The following is a 19,231-nucleotide window of genomic DNA, read 5'->3' as shown; positions in this document are numbered from 1 at the left end:
TCTGCTTAACATATGCACGTCTTGCGTTTCTTCCCGACTCGGCTCATTGCCTCTACTTTATGAATATATTCCGTCGCCGTCGGCACCTTGCACGCGGTTTGTCCGACATCAACGTGAACCTTCCCGATACGCTCGGCAGTGAGCACGGCTTCTTGGAACAATGCAGGAACATAACTGCCTACGGAAATGACAAAACCGTTCATCACGTAGCGTACACGGTTGCGTTCACTGTGTATTGTTTCGGCCACCCGGTCCAGCAGCGATCGGATCTGCTCCCTATCGAGTTTGTCATCGGGCGTAATGGATAAATAGTTCGTATAAGCGCTCCATCCGCAGACGGCTATCATCTCCTCCTCCGCCTCCATCCATTCGGCTGCCAGCTCCATGGCATAAGGACTCTCCGCCGCTACACTGGCAACCGTATATTCAGCAAGCATATACCAAGATGCCTGGTGTGCCCAATGCTGGAGCAGCTCCTTGGACATTTGCTTCGGATTCACTGTCAAACCCGCCAAATACATGCCATCGCTGTTACCCGTTTCGTACAGTGCCTTGGCCAATTCCTGATCTTGTTTGATATCTTTTACAAGCTTCTTCATATCTCCGACTTTGACGCCGAATAACGGCTCCTTGGCCCCGTGGCGAATGAAAGTACGCTTTGTTTGCTCCGTTCCCATGGATTGCAGTTTTTCCATTACCTCATCCAATGTCATGTTCATATCCCGCCTATTCCATTAACCTTAATCACACATAGATGTATCAGAACAGCATCATTATACCATGGCGATGTATGATAATTGGATTTTCGCCTATACTACCAATAATTCACACTGCAGCCAAATCCATTAACTGAAGGAGTAGAGTCCGGCATGAATCGACGTTCCGCAACCGTTAGTCCCACCAGCAGCCTGATGAATCCGTATATCCCGTTTAGCCGAAATCATTTGCTGCAGGTGCTTTTTGTCAGCTTCCTTGTCTTCTGGGCTGTTATGGCCATCCGTCCAACCGACCGAATGCAATGGCTGCTGGAAAATGTGCTTGTGGTCGTTTCGGGACTGCTCCTTATCCTAACTTATCCGAAGTACCGATTTTCGAATCTCTCTTATCTTTGTATTTTCGTATTTCTGTGCCTGCATACTTACGCCGCTCACCATACGTATCAGAACACTCCGATGGATATGTGGCTGAAAGCATCCTTTCATACCCAAAGGAGCTACTTTGACCGGGTCGTACACTTTGCTTTCGGCCTACTCCTTACCTATCCCATGCGAGAGATGCTGATGAGAAAAGCCGGCCTGCGCGGATTCTGGTCGTTAGCGGTCTCAGCGGCAGCTATTTTTGCATGCAGCTCCTTATTCGAAATACTTGAGATGATTGTAGCCCTGGTCGGAGCTCAAGCCGGACAAGATTATATGGGCATGCAAGGGGACCCATTCGATACGCATAAAGACATGGCGCTAGGGTTGGCAGGCGCGATCGTCTCCATGGGGATCGTTGCTTGGGTCCGATACCGCAATCGGCATTTGGGGGATAAGCAGAGGAATAAAGCAACAGCCTGAGCATTCGGCTCAGGCTGTCTTCTTATTGCGGCTATTCTTCTTTCTTCACGATCATAAGCCCTTCCACGTGCTTTCGGCTCATCAGTTTTTTCATTTTGCGGTGCTCCTTGGTCTCGAATACGATGTCCAGATCATATTGCTCCGGATACAGCTCCTTGGCGGGAATATGAAGAGACAATCGCTTCTTGTTAATGCGATGCTTATCCCGCTGAATCATCACCCCGACTATGCCCATCGCGTCTTCAACCTCACACACGATGCCTGTACGTCCCAGATAAGAGATATAGACACTGTCTCCAAGCACAAATTTAGTTGCAGCAAGTTGGTCCGCAGCTTTTGTTGGCTCAGGTGACTCATTCTTCCTGAACGGATGATTTTGGGCTGTTTCCTGTACCGCCATCTCGGCGGCAGCTGCCTTAAATCCGTTCTGGGATATTTCTCGGGAACGGTGGATGATGCCGGATGGAATCCCGAGCTTTAAGGCGATGTGGAACGCATAGCTCTGCCCTGCCTGCCCTATCGTTAATCTGTATAACGGCTGCAAAGTGTCCGCATCAAACTCCATTCGCGCATTTTCAAATCCCGGAGCCGCTTCTGCGAAATTTTTGATTTCGGTAAAATGGGTTGTCGCTATGACGGTCGTCCCTCTCCGATGCAGCTCTTCCAAAATCGCGATGGACAACCCGACACCTTCACCCGGATCGGTTCCCGATGCCATTTCATCAATCAATACGAGCGTCGAACGGTCTGCGATCTGCAATATTTGGTTGACATTCCGAATATGTGCGGAGAATGTGCTAAGCGCGTGCTCCAAGCTTTGTCCGTCGCCGATATCGACCGCAAGGTTGGTGAATACGGAAAACATGCTTTCTTCCCGGACAGGTACGAGCAAGCCGGATTGTACCATCGCGGTTAGCAGGCCGACAGTCTTGAGCGCCAATGTTTTGCCCCCAGTGTTAGGACCCGTAATAATTAACGAGCTGTAGCCCTCTCCGATCGAAAAATGCAGCGGAATCATCTGTCGGCCCAGCAATGGATGGATTCCGTTCTGAAAATGAATGATTCCGTCCTCATTGATTTGTACGGGGACTCCGCCTATGGCTTGTGCGTATTTCGCTTTGGCAAACAGAAAATCGTACACACCGACGGTGTCCACATTCGTCTCCAATTCCGCCATGTAGCCTTCCGTCAAAGCGGTTAACTCGCTCAAAATTTTGAGCTCTTCTCGTGCTTCCTCCGCTTTCAGCGCGGATAGCTCGAACTGCAGGCTCGATAACTCCGCCGGCTCGATATAGACAGTTTGGCCGCTGGCCGATTCATCCAGCACTGCGCCTTTAACCAGCCTGCGGTGTTCTTTCTTGATCGGAAGCACGAATCGGCCGTTGCGAGTGCTGAATAGATTTTCCTGCAGTATCGAACGATGTCTGCTCATCAAGGAATCCAGCTTGCCCTTGATCCGCTCCTCGAAGATATTCATTTTTTTGCGGATCTTGGCCAGCTCCTTGCTTGCCGAATCTAGCACGCGGCCGTGACGGATGCACTGATCGATCTCCGATTTTAGCTTGTCGAGCCCATACATGGATGATGCGTATGAGCTGACATTAGGAGCCACCGAGCTCTTGGATGCCATATACTTCATCAGCTGTCCGCAGCTGACCAGAAATTGATGAATATGCGAGAAATCGGCTTCTGTGAACACATATCCTTTGCCCAGCAGCAAAATAACATGTTCAATTCCTTCCAATGACGGAATAGGCACGCTCGCTCCCAGCTGCAGCATAGCCTTGGCTTCGGCTGCTTCCTCCAGCTTCGTACGGATTAATTTGGCATTGGTCATAGGTGCCAAGCACTCTACATGCCGCTTCCCGGCATAGGATACGGCATAATCCATGATGGAATCTCTTATGCGGTTAAATTCCAGTCGTTGCAATGCGGTTTCGTTCATTTCGATACTCTCCTTTGGGATGTAAAATAAAAAAAGGCGGAGAATGAACGTATGTTCATTCTCCGCCCCTTATAGGCACATTCCTGTTCAAGAGTCCCTTCCTTCCATGGATGAAGATAGCCTATGCCGCATTAGAATGTAAGCGGCATGTGTGCGAGTTCATCCAAGGATGCTTGAGGCGCAAAGCGTGACTTCCGCTTCGCATCTACAAAAAAATCCGTGCTGAACACAGCACGGATGGGAGCTCAATGATAGGAATACACCTAAGGCATTGTATGATATCCGTTGTTCTTAACTAATTCCGAGGTCTCAACAAGCCCATAAGAAATAAACATCGCATGGATGTCAATTTTTCCAGGTTGTGATTTCCCTCAATTATGGAATTTATTAGTTAAGAACGACCACCGACATCAAAATCTCTCCTTAGAGTAGGATAGTCTTACTATATGAAACAAATCGCACAAAGTCAAGTTGTCTGCTTGCCTATTTTGTTGTTGCAAAAAGAAAGCCGCCTAAAAGGCGGCACTGAAGCTTATTCATCGTTGTCCGGTTCAATCTTTGTCGGGATCAACATCCTTGTCGTTTCCTTTTTTGGTCGCTACCACTTCCCAAACAACCGGTACAGAATGATTGCCTGCCAAGTCAGCACCTTGAATCGTTATTCTATTGCGGCCTTGCTTCAGAGTCACGACGACGGAATAAGTCAGATCCGGCTTCACGGTTGCAGGACGGCCGTCCGCTGTCACCGTTCCGGGCTCGCTAATTTTCCCGGTAATGAGATAATCACCAACCTCCGCCTTATCATCTTTGCCATTGTCATGGCCTCTTTGATTGGTTACCGTTACAACCGGAGTAGTCGTATCGTACACGATTTGCAGCTTCACAGGAACTGCTTTGTCACCTGCGGCATCGACAGCTTCCACCGTAATATCGTTTACTCCTTTTATCAGCTGAACCGGATAAGAGAACTTCAAATCAGGCTGGACCGCGGCTTCCTTCCCGTTTACGAACACTTGACCCGGTCTGTTCAAGGAACCGGTAATTGTGTACACAGCCGTACTCACCGATCCACTCTGTTGATCCAAGTGAATGATTAACGGACTTAAGGTTCGGACCGTTGCCGGTGCGGAGTAGGCACCTTCCACTGTATTATTTACAGCGGCTATGCTGTACGTGTAGGTCTGATCATAAGACAAGCCCTGATCCTTATAGCTCATCTCCTTTAAGTCGGAAGCGACTAGCGTATATCTGCCGCTGCCTTCACTGCGATAAACCCGGTAAGAGGTTGCATCCGGCACCGCATTCCAAGTGACAGACGCCGAAGTCCCGTACACAGCCGCCGTTACTCCGGCAGGAGCTTGAATGGCAGGTATGCCGACTCGGATATCATCCAAATACTCGTTGACCTTGTGGGTGGCCGACGATAAGAAATCGACGGCGCTTAAGCTAGGCGCATCCGGCCAGCCTTTGCTTTTATGGAAAGGAATGACGCCTGCAGAGGTTCCGTTAATGAACACCTCGGCCGACTGGGTTTTCACATCCGCTATCACCTTCAATTTGTACCACTTGTTCGGAACAAATTCATTGTTAGCCGGCAGCGGTGCGGCCTTGCCGTTGCTATCGTCCGATTTCCGGTAGTAGAAGCAGTAGGCGGTCGGGCATCCGGCGCCATAGCCGGAGAACAGCTCGATGTAGCTTTTGCCGAACGGAACGTCGTTTAACCGCAGTACACGAGGATAGTCCGCCCCTTCTGTCTGCATGACGCTGGCTTCGGCGATGACGACTCCTTTTTGCGCTGGAAAAGTTTTCGATGCTCTTGTTTGGCTTGTGCTGTTATCTACCAAGTTCATAAGCTTGCTCGACGCATTGCCCGCCGGTATTGCAGGCACATTATCGACGATGACGCGATTGGCATCGGTATTCGGCGTCGGTCTGCTGTCGAAGCCCTCCGGATGGCTGCCGACGGTCATATTCTCGAAATCCTCGTTGATCAAATAGACGGCTGCCGGTGTCCCGAGCAGCGCGCCATTGCGTTCCTCGGAATTTTCAAGACTTTCACCATTCGAGTTAGTCGCTCGAATGACATAGAAGTAATTCACACCGGGATCCGCCGTCGTATCCAAATATTTCGTATCCGTTACAGTGGCAATCGTAGTATAAGGACCTCCCGGGGTCACGCTCCGGCGAACTTGATAAGCCGTTGCTCTCTCGGCCGGCGACCAGGAAAGAAGCAAATCGGATTCTCCGCGGGATACGCTCACATTCGTCGCTTTATAAGGAAGCTCCGGGAATTTCTCGAATTGAATTTGCGAGAACATCGATTTGTTGTAGTTCTCAATCAGATTGTTTTCCTTGCCGGCATCCGCCATCAGGCCGATATACACTTCATCCGAGTCCAGCTGCATGGATCCGATCGAACTCCAGTCATTGCCTAACAAGGAGATATAACCGGTGACGGTCTTTCCGAACTTAACGATACGCACATAATACGGCGGATTGATGGACGGCAGCGGCGGCGTTTCGGCCAATGCTCCGCCTTCGGTTTCCCTGCTGTAAAATTCAGCGACATGGCCGTCCCCCCTTACAGCTAACGCGGTCATCCCCATCCGCGCTCCAGGGGTCAGCTTTTCCCTAATCATCACTCCTGCCTTGGCCAATGGTGCGGTATGCGTAATTTTATCGATTCGCGCAATGAGCTGTCCGTCGCCCTGAAGCTTTTGGTAGACGTAATGAAACGATTCGTCGTTGCCTGGGCCTGCTATGTTGCCCGCGCTTTTCAACGTAAGCACGCCGTCGTTCATATTGGAATGGCCTGGTAAACCAGGTGTTCCGATGGTTGCTTCACTCCAAGGCGAAATACCGCCAGTCGCATTGCTATGTACAGGGACGGCATAGGAATCCGTAGATGTACCCGTATTGTCTATAGCTTTCGCCGTCAGGAAGAAAGTGCCTTCAGGAACATTCGCCCATGTGTACTGATACGGGGCGGTCGTATCTTCGCCAAGCTTGACTCCGTTCTGGTAAAACTCCACCTTTTGGATCGATCCGTCAGGGTCCGAAGCATCCGCGTCAATGACCATGGTGCTGCCGCTTCCGGTTATTGCGTTGGTTGCCGGGCTGGCGATCCGTACAACCGGATTTTGGGATCCGCTGCCTACGATACCGTTCAAATAGTGCTCCAGATTCGTATAGCCGTCGGAATCCATATCGCCGTTACGGTCATCCGGATTGGCCGGATCAAGCCCGCGAGCGAGCTCCCACTCATCCGGCATGCCGTCGTGATCCGTATCAGCCGGTGCCGGTGCGCTTTTCAGATCAGGCCACCCGCCGACCTCGGTTGGCGAGTTAATCTGTCTGCCGGTCCGGTTGCGAATATCTTGAATAATTCTCGCATCAACCGAATCCCGCTTTGGCAAAATAGCGCCGGCTTGAGCCAATACGAGCTCATAAGCTTGCTCGGGGGCATGCGTTGTCACAGGTGCGAACGGCACAGGAGAACTCAGCCTCGTATTCGTAGGGGTAAACTCGAACACGCCGGCCCAGTTATCCGCTGTTACCGTAGGGGACCCGTCAATGTAGTTTCCATCAATGTACCACTGGCCGTTGACGCCTAATTCATCGAGCACCAGGTCCCTTTTATCCAACACCGTATCCGGACCGTACTTGTTGTAATTGTTGATCATGTTCACATTGGCGCTGCCTCCGCCGTAAGCCGTCTTATAATTCCAGTTGTAGACGACGTTATTGCGATAATCCAAATTTCGTTTATCCTCTTCCGTCCTCCCTTTGAATCGGGGATTCCGGCTGCTGTTATGAACCAAAATATTGTGATGATACGTGTTATTACCTGCTCCCCATAAGCCGCCGAAGCCGTGGCGTCCTTTTTCATGCTTCGACATATGCAAAGCTTCCCCAACGATCGACCATTGAACCGTCAAATTATCCGTATCCTGCGGTGACAGCACCTCGTCAATCGCCCAAGTAACCGAACAGTGGTCAATGATCAGATTTTTCCTTTTGTCGATGGTCATGGCATCGCCGGCAGAAGGGGTCTCGTCGCCCATACGGAATCTCATGTACCGGATAATGACGTTATCCGCCTTGACGTAGGTTGAATGGTTATTGACGCTGATCCCGTCTCCTGGCGCTGTTTGGCCGGCAATCGTAATATTGGAGCCGGTAATGTTAAGCGGAGACTCCAGCTCGATATTGCCCGATACCCGGAATACGACCGTGCGATTTCCTTGGCTTACCGCATCTCTAAGGGACCCGGGACCCGAATCGTTCAGATTCGTAACCTCGTACACCGAGCCTCCGCGTCCCCCCGTCGTATACATCCCTCCTCCTTCCGCTCCCGGAAATGCCGGAATAGCGGCCGCTACCGCAGGCAAGTCTGCTGCCATCACCGGCACGGAGCTTGCCAGGACACTGATCGAGAGCAGTGACGCGCAGGCTAGCTTACTTACTCTCATTACTAATCCCTCCCAACAATAATGGTTCATTCAACTGTCGCGCGAACAATTTGTTACCGCTTACAACAAATGATCTGCACCACCCATTTACATAGGGATCCTTGGGTTTCAAGAATCACACTGTTGAAAATGGGAAAGATGAAATCGTTTGCTGCATTTACAAATTATACAGGGTGGATGGAATCGTTCTTATAGGGCTTCTTTTCCATTCCATAGGGCGAATACATCTAAACGCCTTATCTTCAGGTAACGACTTCGCCTCCTCATGTAAATTTTTAGCACTCTCGAAATGTAAAAAAAGCCGCAGCCAACAAGCTGCGACTTGGTGCTACCCTATTTTATTCTGCTGAACCTTCAAGACCCAAAGCCGTACGAGCCATCTGCATGGTCGACTCATTGCCCGACTTCAATGCGAACAACCCTATCAATACGGGATAAGCCGCCAGCTGCTCCGCGATATGCTCTCGCATTCGAGGCCAGGTGCGCCCGCCGAACTGCTCATATTTGACCAACAGCCGATCCAGTTCATCCTCGCCGAAGATGGCGCTGTAGAGCGTGAAATCGGTGGAAGGGATAGCGACCTCAGCTTCCGTCCAATCCAGCAGGCCTGTGACCGACTGAGACTTATCGACCAAAATATGCGGAGGATGCAAATCCCCGTGAACAAGCGCAGAATTCTGCGGCCAGCAGGAATCGTCCGAAATCCACGCTTGCCAACGCTGCCAGAGCTCTTCGGCAACGCCGATTGAGCGCTTGACTTCATCCATCCGACCAGCAAAGCGTTCTCTTGCTTCTTGCGGCCCCAATACTCTAATTCCCGCTGCTGCCGCCGCCTCATGGTCAACACCATGCAGAGCCGCCAAGGCTCGAGCCAATGAGTCTACGAACGTATCGGCTAAGGGCTGCCGGTCGATTCGAAACACGTATCCATGCTGTTCCATATCGACAGAGCCTGCAGGCACCCCATCCAGCTTCGGATAAGCGATCAGCTCTGGGGTATAAATACGCCATTCGGGTACGGCAACAGGCAGCCGCTGCTTCAGCAGCTCCAGTACATTACGTTCGTTATCCGCCCGTTCCAGCACATCCGCCCTTCTCGGCTTGCGCAGCACCCACGATCTTCCTGTTTCATCTTGGGCAAAAACAACTTGGAAATCCATTCCCGATTCGTCTACTTCCAATCCATTCGGGCTCAATCGAAGCCCGTTTTTCTCAGCCAATGCCAAGAGTTGTTGTATTTGAATTTGATCCTGCAAAAGATGTTTCGTCATAATAAAAGCCACGCTCCTTAAAGTAAAGTAGTAAACGGCAAAAAACACAGACTATAGCCGCCTGTGCTCGAAATAACCGGAAGCTGTACCCTAACCGCAATAGGTTAGAATGAGTCGCAAAAGAGTGTAAAGACACCTGAAGACAGCCACCCTTAGATCAGGATAACTGAAGGGTAAGCCAGAACCAACTCATTCTATGGAATGCTGTTTTTGGGTACAAAAAAGAGAGGGCAGAATGGACCTACCCCCTCTTTGGTTACAACTATTACGGGTTACAGTATAGGTTCATCAATCCGGTTACTCCGCTAACGCAAGCAGAGCCTTTGATCACTATTTAATTGTAGTGAGACAAAGATCTAAACCGGATATAATCAAACATACGTAACCCTCCGTTCGTTTTAAAGTATCCTCATACTATCATGACTGTGGTATATTTTCAAGCTTTTTTCCATTTTTATCAAATGCTGCAATGCTCGGAGCGAGCTTCCCGCTCTCTATTTCCTCCTATCAAGGCAGCCTTCGAATAGGTCTGGCACAGGAAAGGATTTATCCTCCGCTGCTGCTTCCCGAGCTGCCGATGCCCCCCTTGGAGCCGCTAGAGATGCTGCCGGAGGGGCTGCCGGATATCGTGCTAGAAGAGGAACCGGAAGTGCTGCTACCGATCGAACTCGACGAGGAACCAGAAGCGCTGCTGGTACCCGCTGAACTGGACGAGGAGCCCGAGCCGCTACTGCTGCTTGGCGAGCTGGAAGAGGTACCATTAGCGCCGCTGCTGCTTAGCGAGCTGGAAGCGCCGGTTCCTGCGGAACTGGAAGAGGTCGATCCGCTTCCACCCGCAGCGGTCGAGCTTGTGCCGCTGCCCGAGCTTGAGCCGTTACTCGTGAACGAGCCTGTACGGGAAGAAGTGCTCGGATTTGTAGTCCCGCTTGGATTCGCGGTTGTCGCGCTGCTGCCTGTCGAATCTCCCCCGCTCTTCACCGAGCCACCGGATGGATTGGAGCCGGCTGAGGAAGTTCCGGAACCGCTTGCCACAGGCGGTGCGGGTGCAATACCCTTCGTAAGCCTTCCGGATTGCGTCGCGCTGGATCTGCCGTAATAAGCGGTCCCGCCATGGGCATAGAAGAATGACGAATCATAGGAATCTCCATTATCATCGCAGCGGTTATCCCGATTATCGTCTTCACAATAATCTTGAGCCGATCCGCCGTACGGGAACGCAGGAGCCGTGCTGCCATTACCGCTCCCTTGAGATGCGATTCCCGACTGTACTTGCGTCGGCATCGACGATGAAGCTGGCAAGTACTGTACCCCCGCCGGGCCTGCTGGTTTCGCCGGAGAACATCCGGTAACAACCGTTGCCATAAATAACGATACGACTAAAGCGGAAGCGGAAAGAGCTTTGCTGCCCTCTTTATCTATCATTTCCACTCGCCTCCTTGAAGGTATTGGTTCTAGCTGTCGAAAGACTGGATAAATCTGTATAAGGTTATACGCAGCAAAAGTCCAAAGGTGTCGCTATTTGCAGCAAAACACTGACATACTGCTGTCAGTGTTCGTTGTGTAACATGATCATTATAGGGATAAAATGATGGCAAGAACAGATCGAGGCTATTTATTCATAAGAAATGGGGTTGGCGAATGAGCACACGGGAGTCATTAACAAAACATTCCGCTGGTAAGGAGTTGGAGCGAGGAAATGTCCTGGGACAGCGTGAATTAAACCGGGCGCTGCTCGCCAGACAATATTTGTTACAACGGGTCGACCTGCCTGTCTCAGAGGTTGTCGAGCATTTGATCGGGTTACAGGCCCAAGCGCCGAATCCGCCCTATTTCGGGCTATGGGCGCGCATCAATGGCTTCCGCCAAGAGGCTTTGGCAGAAGCCATCCAAAGCCGTGAAATCGTGCGCATAGCTCTCATGCGCTCGACGATTCACTTGGTCACAGCTCGCGATTGCCTGGAGCTGCGCCCTCTGCTGCAGCCCGTCCTGACGCGCGGGCTGATGGGCTCTCACGGCAAGCGCCTCGAGGGGATCGATACCTCGGCGCTTGCCGCAGTAGGCCGTTCGCTGGTCGAAGAACGGCCGTTAACCTTCAGCGAGCTCGGAGCTCAGCTGCTGGAACGCTGGCCGGACCGCGACCCGGCGGTCCTGGCCGCAGCCGTGAGGAATCTGGTACCGCTTGTCCAGATTCCTCCCAGAGGCTTGTGGGGCTCGAGCGGGCAAGCAGCCCATACTACTGCGGAGGCTTGGCTCGGAACCCCGCTCTCGCCCGCCCTTGACGTTGAGAAGCTGATCAAACGCTACTTGGCTGCGTTTGGTCCCGCTTCCGTCAACGATATGCAGATTTGGTGCGGTCTGACCCGGCTTCGCGAGATCGTTGATCGGCTTCGTCCGGAGCTCCGAACCTTTTGCGATGTCCACGGCAACGAGCTGTTCGATCTGCCAGACGCCCCGCTCCCGGATGGAAGCACGCCGGCTCCGCCGATATTTTTGGGCGAGTTCGATAATATGCTGCTGTCCTATGCCGATCGGACACGTATCATCTCCGACGAATACCGGCCGCGGGTATTTACGGTAAACGGAATTATCCGGTCTACATTCCTGATCGACGGATTTGTCCGCGGTCTATGGAGGCTGGAGCGCAAGCGCGGTGGCGCTGTACTGATTCTGGAGCCCTTCGGGCCCTTGATGAACCACGACCGAAATGCATTGGAGGAAGAAGGCCTCCGCCTTTTAGACTTCGCCGCATCGAATGACAAGACCCGGGAAATCCGATTCGTTAACAAATGAAAAAAAGCTTGATTGCTCAAGCTTTTTTCCCCCTTAGTGGAACGATTTCCAGAAGCTCCCGTCCACCGCAATCATATTCATGATTTGTGCGAACGGAATCGTAAATGTCGGAAATCCGGCTGCATAGGGAGCGATTTCATACGGCTCGAAATACAGATGCAGCGCATGCTCGGTTACATAAAACGGCTGATCCGGGCGGATTCCCTTGTATGAATCAGGAAACACATAGGAATATTGAGGGTCTTCTTTGATTTGTTTTCCAACAATCTCGCTTAGTACGGCGACATAATTGCTGCCTGGCTTGAACAAATCTTTCAACGCATACATCGTGCCGTCTTGTAAATTAATATGGGGGTATTTTCTCGAAGGCATGCCATGTGCCGCGCCGAACGGGAAATTGTAGCCGGATAGCTCGAGTACGAGCAGCGTTTTTTTGAAGAAGGTAACGGCAAAATCCCCTGTGTATGCATAATCCAGCTGAGTATCGGACGGGATCGGCTTCACTTGCGACATCTCCTTAAGCTTCGTGTTCACTCTTTGCTGTGCAGTGGCATTGCTCATCCCTTCTACCTGCGGATAATAGACCAAATAATCTTTATTCGGCTTATACTTTTCTTCCTTTACCCGGTACGGCGGTCTTAATGGGATAACCGTATTTTGCTGCCAAATCGGCTGTCCCTCGCGATTCCAATACGATAAACGCTGATCCACGTTAGCTTGAATAATGGAGTCCTGCAGAGCTACCGTGCCCGTACCGTTAATTTTCGGGTAGCCGGGTGCCGGCTTGCCGCTCGGATCAATAAAAAACGTCTGCTTACGATCATTAACCGATGCCAGCCCTTTATGGAAATCTCCGACATCATAGTATACGAAATCGGTCAGCTGCTTCCCGTCCGTATCGGCAATCGCATATACGGAACCGATGTAAGGCTGATCGGCACGAATTGCTTTGCCCAGAGCCACCCTCTTCTCACCGATTTGACGAATATCGTTATAGCCGGGCTGGATGACATACTGCCCCTTGGTATTGATTAGTCCGTATTTGTTCTTGTAATCCTCCGCGGTATTAACTACGGCACGGCCTTCCTGGAAAGGAAACGCCCTGGTAAATGCCGGCTGGATCACTATATCCCCTTTTTCGCTGATATAGCCGTAACGGCCGTTCTGCTCTTTCTGAAAAGGCAGCAGTCCGTCTCCCGGCTGCCCGACGAATGGGTAGGAATAGGTTGTGAGTTTTCTCCCGTCCAATCCGATCAGTGCATATTCCCCGTCTTTTACTTTTACGAGTGCTTTACCGTTCCTGAAATCACTGGCTTCATCATACTGAGCCGGGATGACTTCGTTACCGTTCGCATCCAAGTATCCATATTTGCTTGATTGGTGGTCGGAAAACATCGCTCTGCCTTCCTTCATGGATGAAATGAAGGAATACGCTTTTGGGGTAACGATACGTCCCGTTTCATCCATTAGCTTGAAGCCCTGCTTGTCGATAACTGCCGCTCTTCCTTCTGAAAACTCCCCTATAAAGTCGTACATGGGTCTAACAACATAATGTCCGGATGTGTTAATGACCCCGTTCTTGCCATGAGACTGTACCCGGGCAAGACCGTTGTCCTGAAAGTCGGAAGCATATTCATACTGAGGCTGGATGCGCAGCTGGCCTTTGTTATCGATATATCCCCATACCGTTCCGGAAACGGTATTGACGGTTGCCGGGAACAAGCTCACGATCCGCTGGAATCCGTTTCTTGGCAAACCGAAGGATTCACCTTCACCCCGGTCTTCATATTCCCGCATCCCCCCTGCAGTCCATTCATAAACAGAGAAATGCGAAGTCATTCCGTTACGCTGCCATCCAACGATAAGATTGCTTCTATCCTGCTGCAGCACCGGGGTTGCCCCCAACAGGCCCACATGATCACCAGGTTCTTTGGAGACGCTGGCGATTTCCCAGCTCGTGCCGTTATGCTTCAGCACCAGCAAGTATACGCCGTCATAAAAGCGGTAGACCGCTGCTATTTCCTCTAACCGATCGCCATCCAAATCCGTCGCATAAATAGCCGGAGCAGCCGAGCGATCTATGGTCGCCAGCTGAGCTCCTGCCGGCAAATACGCTCTGACAAGCTGCTCCAACGGGTTGTATGCTCTCAAAGTACACACCTCACTTCTTGTTTCATACGAAAGGTCATAGGATATTAAAAGCTTCTTGAAACGGCAGGAGGACGCCATTGCCCTGCCAGCACGCTTGTTCCGGGCCAATACATTCGGAGCATGAGATTAAACGGTCCTTGCGGTGCGGGCAGCCAATTGGACTCAATCTCTGCCCCTGGGGAATGGTGTTGAATATATACGGTAATCGAGCCGTTCTCCTCATAATGAAGCTGTCTGTGATGAGAGCTAATAGAATACCGGTTCAGCGGATTTTTCACCAAATACCCGTCCTTGTTATATAACGTTATGGACCAAAAGGCATGAACCGGCGGTAGACGGCCCGGTGCGAAGTGAATAACGTACTGATTGCTTCCGTCCAATGCGTTTCCGTTGCTATCTGAGAATGCATACGCGTAGACGGCATCCTCGGGAATATTCGCTCCGAATAATGTATTGGCTATGATAGCCCTATCCCAGTAATGGGTTCCGTAGTATCCGATATTATTCATTGGCATACTCCACCCGGTATCCGCTAACAGCTGCTCCCCTGCTCTGTTAATAATTTCCGGTCCACTCCGAACCGCTTGAGCCAGTGCTTTTTGAACCTGCGGTTCTAGTTTGCTGAAGTTGAAGCCCGGGCCGGGAATAAGACCGAGAGAATGGAGCTTGTGTGTTATCTCGGGCGATTGAATGTGAGGGTATGGCGGATTTCTATACATCAATTCCATCATCAGATTGAAAAAAACGGCCGCGTCCATCGACTTCACAATCTCGCTCGGCGATTTGTCAATGATGAGAATATGGTCGCTGTTAGGCGTATTCAAAGCTACGGGCTGCTGTCTCGTCAATTGGAAGCCTCGTTGAATGGCATGGACTGCCGGATAATCCTCAGGACCGTTCGTTTGTGTTCTGCCGATAATCCAAACCGTGTCGGTAGGTGCATGTATGATATCGGCACCAGACGGACTGCCTTGCCAGCCCGGGCCGACGATAAGAAATGATCGTTCGCTGTTCCCCGTAGTTCTCGAGCCAACCGAAGCAAAAACATTAGACCACGCATCCAGCATAGGGAGCAAATAATACCTTCCGAGCGTATCCGGAACATGCAATTGGAGAGGACCTCTGCTCAGATCCAGCCATGCCGAGGAGTATAGTGTATCTACATTGGGCCGGACGACATGTGAAAATTTCGGAGTCGCCAATACCTTCTGATTATAAAATCGGTTTCGCTGGGGGATGCTTACCGCACCCGTTCGTCGGGTAATGTCCATCAAAACCAGAGGGAATCCATAAACATAAACATCTAATGCATCAAGGCTGAGCTTATCGCGGTTATACAGGCTCGTATCACCCGAAGACCTGGAGAAATTCCTCATCTCACTGAATTGTGGGTCGTTCATCTCATCTCCCTCCTCAAGAAGCTCTGCAAACCGCCTATCTGGATCGAACCCATTGCAACCATCTTATGCTGGTAAAACCTGACGTATAACAGCCTGAAAGCTTTTTACAGACCATACGAAAAAAGCCGATCTCAGCCCCTCGGCAGCCTGAGGAGTGAAAACGGCCGTTTACTTATAGCTCGGTCTCGGTTGAGTCTCTTGTTACGATTGAAAAAAATCCAGCATCGCTACCGCCCGGACCGGAGAGCCGTCCCCGTCCTTAATTTTCAGCGGAAAGCCGTAAAACATGAACGGCGTCTGCTCCGGAAGTAACTCCAGATTAGCTAGATCCGTATAAGTGACGATTTGCTCCGACAATAGCGCTCTTTGCAGCTCTTCGCTGATCAAGCCCCCGACGAATGGCGCTTGGGCCGATTTGATTTTATCGAACAGCTCGATACCCGCAGCCTCCCGGAAAAACAGTCCTGCTCGGATAGGGAAGTCCTGATCAGGCCGAGCCACGTAGCTTTTACCGAAGAAATGCGTCAAAGGCATGTCCGTCAATGATTTGCCCTTTGAGTTCATATGAGAAAAAGCATCCACATGCGTCCCCGTGTGAGAGCCCATAGTAATTTGGCGCAGCTCCCACTGGTTCTGCTCGTGGGTATGCACGATTTCAACGGATACCGCGGGATCTCCCGGGTATACATCCATTCCCGTATGAATCGAAACGGATAAGTCTATAATTTTCATCGGATGATCTGCCTCCTTGTGAAGGTTTGCACGAATTTTTACGAAGTAACGGTCGAAATCTTCCCGGGACTTTCCTTGATCGAGGCTTCACGATGAAAAGCAACGACTTCACGGACGGATGAAACTCCTTCTCCAATTGTACGGCAAGCTCCGCCTTCGTGTCACGCACTTCACGAGTTGCTTCTTTCACTTGTCTACTACAATATTCGGGAATGAACCGAAATTTCCGCCTATCATTACGTCATCGACCAGATATTTTTGTATAAGTCCGCCTGCCAGCGAAGAGCATCGTTCCCATACCAGGAGCAGCGTACCGATTGCCACATGGATCCACCGCAGCATGATATAATGCCGCAGCCATCAACTCACCACAAGTCCCTAATTCGGTAGCGACCCCCTGATCCTGAATGACAATCCGGCGGAATGAAAGCGGTTACTTAACTGAGTTAAGCAGAACGACTAATAGCCCTACGGCTCCTGCAACAAGGTGACAGAACTCGGCAATTTTCTACTTACGATAATGTCATCGACTAATATTGAGTTGACCTCCGCATCCTCATCTGGATTTTCTTAACCGAAGTGGACAACGGAGCGGAGTCCAGTTTGACGCATGTTTGCACTCCGGTCCCTCCATTAGCATCAATGCCTGGATTTTACTAGAATCATATGACTAGGATGTCACAATAACCATATCCTACCATTTACGACTGCCATACACAATCCTTCGGATCCTTATCCGGCAAAAATCCTCTAAAAATCGTTGTCCTCAGCTGATGAGTATCGGTCCTCTCCTGGTAGTCGATTCGGCAGCATAGCCTTGGCTTGAGCCACTGTGTTTGTTCGTCCTTGGTCGTTTCCAGGTGCTGAGCCAGCTCCAGAAAAAGCCGCTTGTCCTCGGCTTGAAAGCCGAACTCCACCAAGCCTACCGGCTTGTTAGCCATCGTCCTGAAATGCAAGCCGATAACCAGAGCGAACGGCCGAATCCGATAGCCCAAAATGACGACGTCGATGGATCTAAAATGCTTCATTTTCAACCAATCGGGACTTTTCGTATCGAGAGCATATAGCGACTGCTTTCGTTTGGCTACGATCCCTTCCATATTTCGCTGTTTTGTCAGCTCGAACAATGCCTTTCCTTGTCCCGATACGTACATCGTGGGCATGAGGGAAGGATGCGGATCGATCATATCCATCAGACGTTCCTTCCGCTCCATTAACGGTTCATGAATATGCTCCCTGCTCGTCATGAGAACGTCGAAAGCAACGAAAGTAACCGGGTGCGTCTGCATCGCACTGCGAATTTTTATAGAAGTGCCGAGCCTTCCCCGATAAGCGAAATCATCGAATACCGGTCTGCCTCCCCTCAGAACGATGCCTTCCCCGTCCAGAATGGCCGTATCGGCTTGGATGGCTCGCGCAGCCTCCCTCCACTCCGGAAACTTGCCGGTCACCTGTAATCCGTTCCTCGTATACACTTCCACGCGGTCGTTCTGCTTGTGCAGCAGCAGACGCCAGCCGTCCCACTTAGGTTCAAAGATATAATCCTCACTATCAAATGGTTCTTTACCGATGCTCACAATCATCGGCTTCAAGGGGGTAAACAAGTGCATGCTGCTATCACCTCCTTACCATTGTGCCATCGTTTCGTTGTTCGTAACCCGGGTGAAATCAGGTTATTTCTGCATTAGAGCAGAACCCAGGTTCCATGTATAATATAAGAAAGACTGCAGTCCGCTCATAGGGAAACGGAGGCCGGCCGATTGATAAGGCACGTACGAAAGCTGCTTCTACAAAGCTTGACCAAAAAACTTAATCAAGGCCTCCGTCTGCTAGCGGATGTATCGTTTCGCCCCGGGACCGTCATCGCCGGACGATACCGAATGCTTGAAAAGCTGGGAAGCGGCAGCTATGGCGTCGCTTACTTGTGTTTCGATATGCAAAAGGGTCGCCGATGCGTTATGAAACGAATCTCTCCCCTGCGAGGAGGAGCGGCAAGAGCAGAGCAAATTTATGTACGGGAAACCGGCATGATGAGCCGTTTGCATCATCAAGCGATTCCGGAGCTTTACGAGATGTTCGGGTTCCGGAGACATCATTGCTTCACCATGGAGTTTATGGAGGGCAGCAGCTTCGACCGGCTTCTCTTTCAACAAAACCGGCAGTATACCGAAAGGCAGTCGCTGCTTATCGTTGGGCGGCTATTGGAAATTGTAGAGTATATGCATTCGATGGGCATCATTCATCGCGATATTAGCATTGCCAATGTCCTTGTGGACGAAGATGATATAAAGCTTATTGATCTGGGGCTTTCCAGGGAATGGAAGGACGGAGAAGTCGTAGAAGGTGAACAAGAAGACCTTGAAGACGAGGATCCGACAGAGAAAAAACTTCGAAGAGCCGTTCACGTTACGAGCGACTTTTATGCGGTAGGCCATTTCCTGCTGTTTCTATTATACAGCAGCTACTCCGAGAAGAAATCGCCCCGTTCGGAAGAGGAGCCCGGCTGGGAGCAGGAATTATCGATTGATCCCAAAACAATAAAGCTGCTCCGCCGATTGCTCATGACGGACCAGCCATTCGAATCCGTTCAGCAGATTCGCCAGGAGGTTGCTCTTATTTTACGCTCGTTGACGTAAATCCTAGCTGCTGTATGAACTGGAAGAACGCTTTTTCTTATAGTGGTTGTGCCCATATTGATTGTGCTGTTGATATTTATTGCCTCTGCCTATTTGCTTGTAATCATCACTGCTATGACGCGGTCGATAGTAGGATCCACCGGATTTGTGGTTTGTACCGAGAAGCTTGCCTAATAGTTTACGCAGCATGGCTATTCCTCCTTTTCCGTGTTGATTGGTAATACGTACATTGTTTACCCCGGTTTCAGCAAAATGAATATCAGGCCTTATAGAAT

General features: G+C 50.7%; 15 protein-coding genes. 5 read left to right on the top strand and 10 right to left on the bottom strand.

Annotation, left to right across the window (positions count from 1 at the left end; translation table 11 throughout):
* Nucleotides 1-5: 5 nt before the first annotated feature.
* A complete protein-coding gene (locus ACFQ88_RS04295; protein ID WP_379452324.1) occupies nt 6-713 on the bottom strand; it encodes a DNA alkylation repair protein in 708 nt (235 codons plus the stop codon).
* A gap of 156 nt (nt 714-869) precedes the next feature.
* Here ACFQ88_RS04295 and ACFQ88_RS04290 point away from each other — a divergent pair, with 156 nt between their 5' ends.
* Nucleotides 870-1,559, top strand: a complete 690-nt coding sequence (locus tag ACFQ88_RS04290) for a DUF2238 domain-containing protein (protein WP_379452322.1) — start codon at nt 870-872, stop codon at nt 1,557-1,559.
* Between the two features lie 31 nt (nt 1,560-1,590).
* Here the strand turns inward: ACFQ88_RS04290 and ACFQ88_RS04285 are convergent, their stop codons facing one another.
* From ACFQ88_RS04285 to ACFQ88_RS04275, 3 genes are all read right to left on the bottom strand, one after another.
* Nucleotides 1,591-3,504 (bottom strand): endonuclease MutS2, encoded by a 1,914-nt coding sequence (locus tag ACFQ88_RS04285; protein ID WP_379452320.1) that lies wholly within the window; start codon nt 3,502-3,504, stop codon nt 1,591-1,593.
* Between the two features lie 551 nt (nt 3,505-4,055).
* The gene (locus ACFQ88_RS04280; RefSeq protein ID WP_379452318.1) at nt 4,056-7,976 is read right to left on the bottom strand and encodes an Ig-like domain-containing protein; all 3,921 of its coding nucleotides are present in this window, start codon (nt 7,974-7,976) and stop codon (nt 4,056-4,058) included.
* Between the two features lie 338 nt (nt 7,977-8,314).
* Nucleotides 8,315-9,247 (bottom strand): macrolide 2'-phosphotransferase, encoded by a 933-nt coding sequence (locus ACFQ88_RS04275; RefSeq protein ID WP_379452316.1) that lies wholly within the window; start codon nt 9,245-9,247, stop codon nt 8,315-8,317.
* A gap of 469 nt (nt 9,248-9,716) precedes the next feature.
* Here ACFQ88_RS04275 and ACFQ88_RS04270 point away from each other — a divergent pair, with 469 nt between their 5' ends.
* The 3 genes from ACFQ88_RS04270 to ACFQ88_RS04260 all read left to right on the top strand — a co-directional run bounded on the left by ACFQ88_RS04270 (nt 9,717) and on the right by ACFQ88_RS04260 (nt 12,037).
* Nucleotides 9,717-10,343, top strand: a complete 627-nt coding sequence (locus ACFQ88_RS04270) for a hypothetical protein (RefSeq protein WP_379452314.1) — start codon at nt 9,717-9,719, stop codon at nt 10,341-10,343.
* A 28-nt stretch (nt 10,344-10,371) separates the two neighbouring features.
* Nucleotides 10,372-10,596: a hypothetical protein gene (locus ACFQ88_RS04265; protein WP_239635182.1), complete on the top strand. Its 225-nt coding sequence runs from the start codon at nt 10,372-10,374 to the stop codon at nt 10,594-10,596.
* Between the two features lie 334 nt (nt 10,597-10,930).
* The gene (locus tag ACFQ88_RS04260) at nt 10,931-12,037 is read left to right on the top strand and encodes a winged helix DNA-binding domain-containing protein (protein WP_239635181.1); all 1,107 of its coding nucleotides are present in this window, start codon (nt 10,931-10,933) and stop codon (nt 12,035-12,037) included.
* A gap of 33 nt (nt 12,038-12,070) precedes the next feature.
* On the opposite strand, the gene ACFQ88_RS04255 is transcribed toward ACFQ88_RS04260, so the two are convergent.
* The 5 genes from ACFQ88_RS04255 to ACFQ88_RS04235 form a co-directional block, all read right to left on the bottom strand.
* Nucleotides 12,071-14,188: a WG repeat-containing protein gene (locus ACFQ88_RS04255; protein ID WP_379452251.1), complete on the bottom strand. Its 2,118-nt coding sequence runs from the start codon at nt 14,186-14,188 to the stop codon at nt 12,071-12,073.
* A 44-nt stretch (nt 14,189-14,232) separates the two neighbouring features.
* Nucleotides 14,233-15,588: a DUF1254 domain-containing protein gene (locus ACFQ88_RS04250; RefSeq protein ID WP_379452249.1), complete on the bottom strand. Its 1,356-nt coding sequence runs from the start codon at nt 15,586-15,588 to the stop codon at nt 14,233-14,235.
* 201 nt (nt 15,589-15,789) lie between these two features.
* Entirely contained in the window at nt 15,790-16,320 is a 531-nt protein-coding gene (locus ACFQ88_RS04245) for a cyclase family protein (RefSeq protein ID WP_379452247.1), read from the bottom strand.
* Nucleotides 16,321-16,506: 186 nt separating this feature from the next.
* On the bottom strand, nt 16,507-16,644 hold the full coding sequence (locus ACFQ88_RS04240) for a hypothetical protein (RefSeq protein ID WP_379452245.1): 138 nt from the start codon (nt 16,642-16,644) through the stop codon (nt 16,507-16,509).
* A 377-nt stretch (nt 16,645-17,021) separates the two neighbouring features.
* The gene (locus tag ACFQ88_RS04235; RefSeq protein ID WP_239635177.1) at nt 17,022-17,930 is read right to left on the bottom strand and encodes an ATP-dependent DNA ligase; all 909 of its coding nucleotides are present in this window, start codon (nt 17,928-17,930) and stop codon (nt 17,022-17,024) included.
* Nucleotides 17,931-18,080: 150 nt separating this feature from the next.
* Between ACFQ88_RS04235 and ACFQ88_RS04230 the strand changes: the two genes are divergently transcribed.
* Nucleotides 18,081-18,956 carry a serine/threonine protein kinase gene (locus ACFQ88_RS04230; protein WP_379452243.1) on the top strand — a complete coding sequence of 292 codons (876 nt, stop codon included), beginning with the start codon at nt 18,081-18,083 and terminating at the stop codon, nt 18,954-18,956.
* A 3-nt stretch (nt 18,957-18,959) separates the two neighbouring features.
* On the opposite strand, the gene ACFQ88_RS04225 is transcribed toward ACFQ88_RS04230, so the two are convergent.
* A complete protein-coding gene (locus ACFQ88_RS04225; protein ID WP_239635175.1) occupies nt 18,960-19,145 on the bottom strand; it encodes a hypothetical protein in 186 nt (61 codons plus the stop codon).
* Nucleotides 19,146-19,231: the final 86 nt, after the last annotated feature.

It is taken from the genome of Paenibacillus sp. NPDC056579 (assembly GCF_042793215.1).
Taxonomy (GTDB): Bacteria; Bacillota; Bacilli; order Paenibacillales; family NBRC-103111; genus Paenibacillus_S.
The sequence above is the reverse complement of the archived record's forward strand: the minus strand, read 5'-3'. Positions and strand labels throughout refer to the sequence as shown.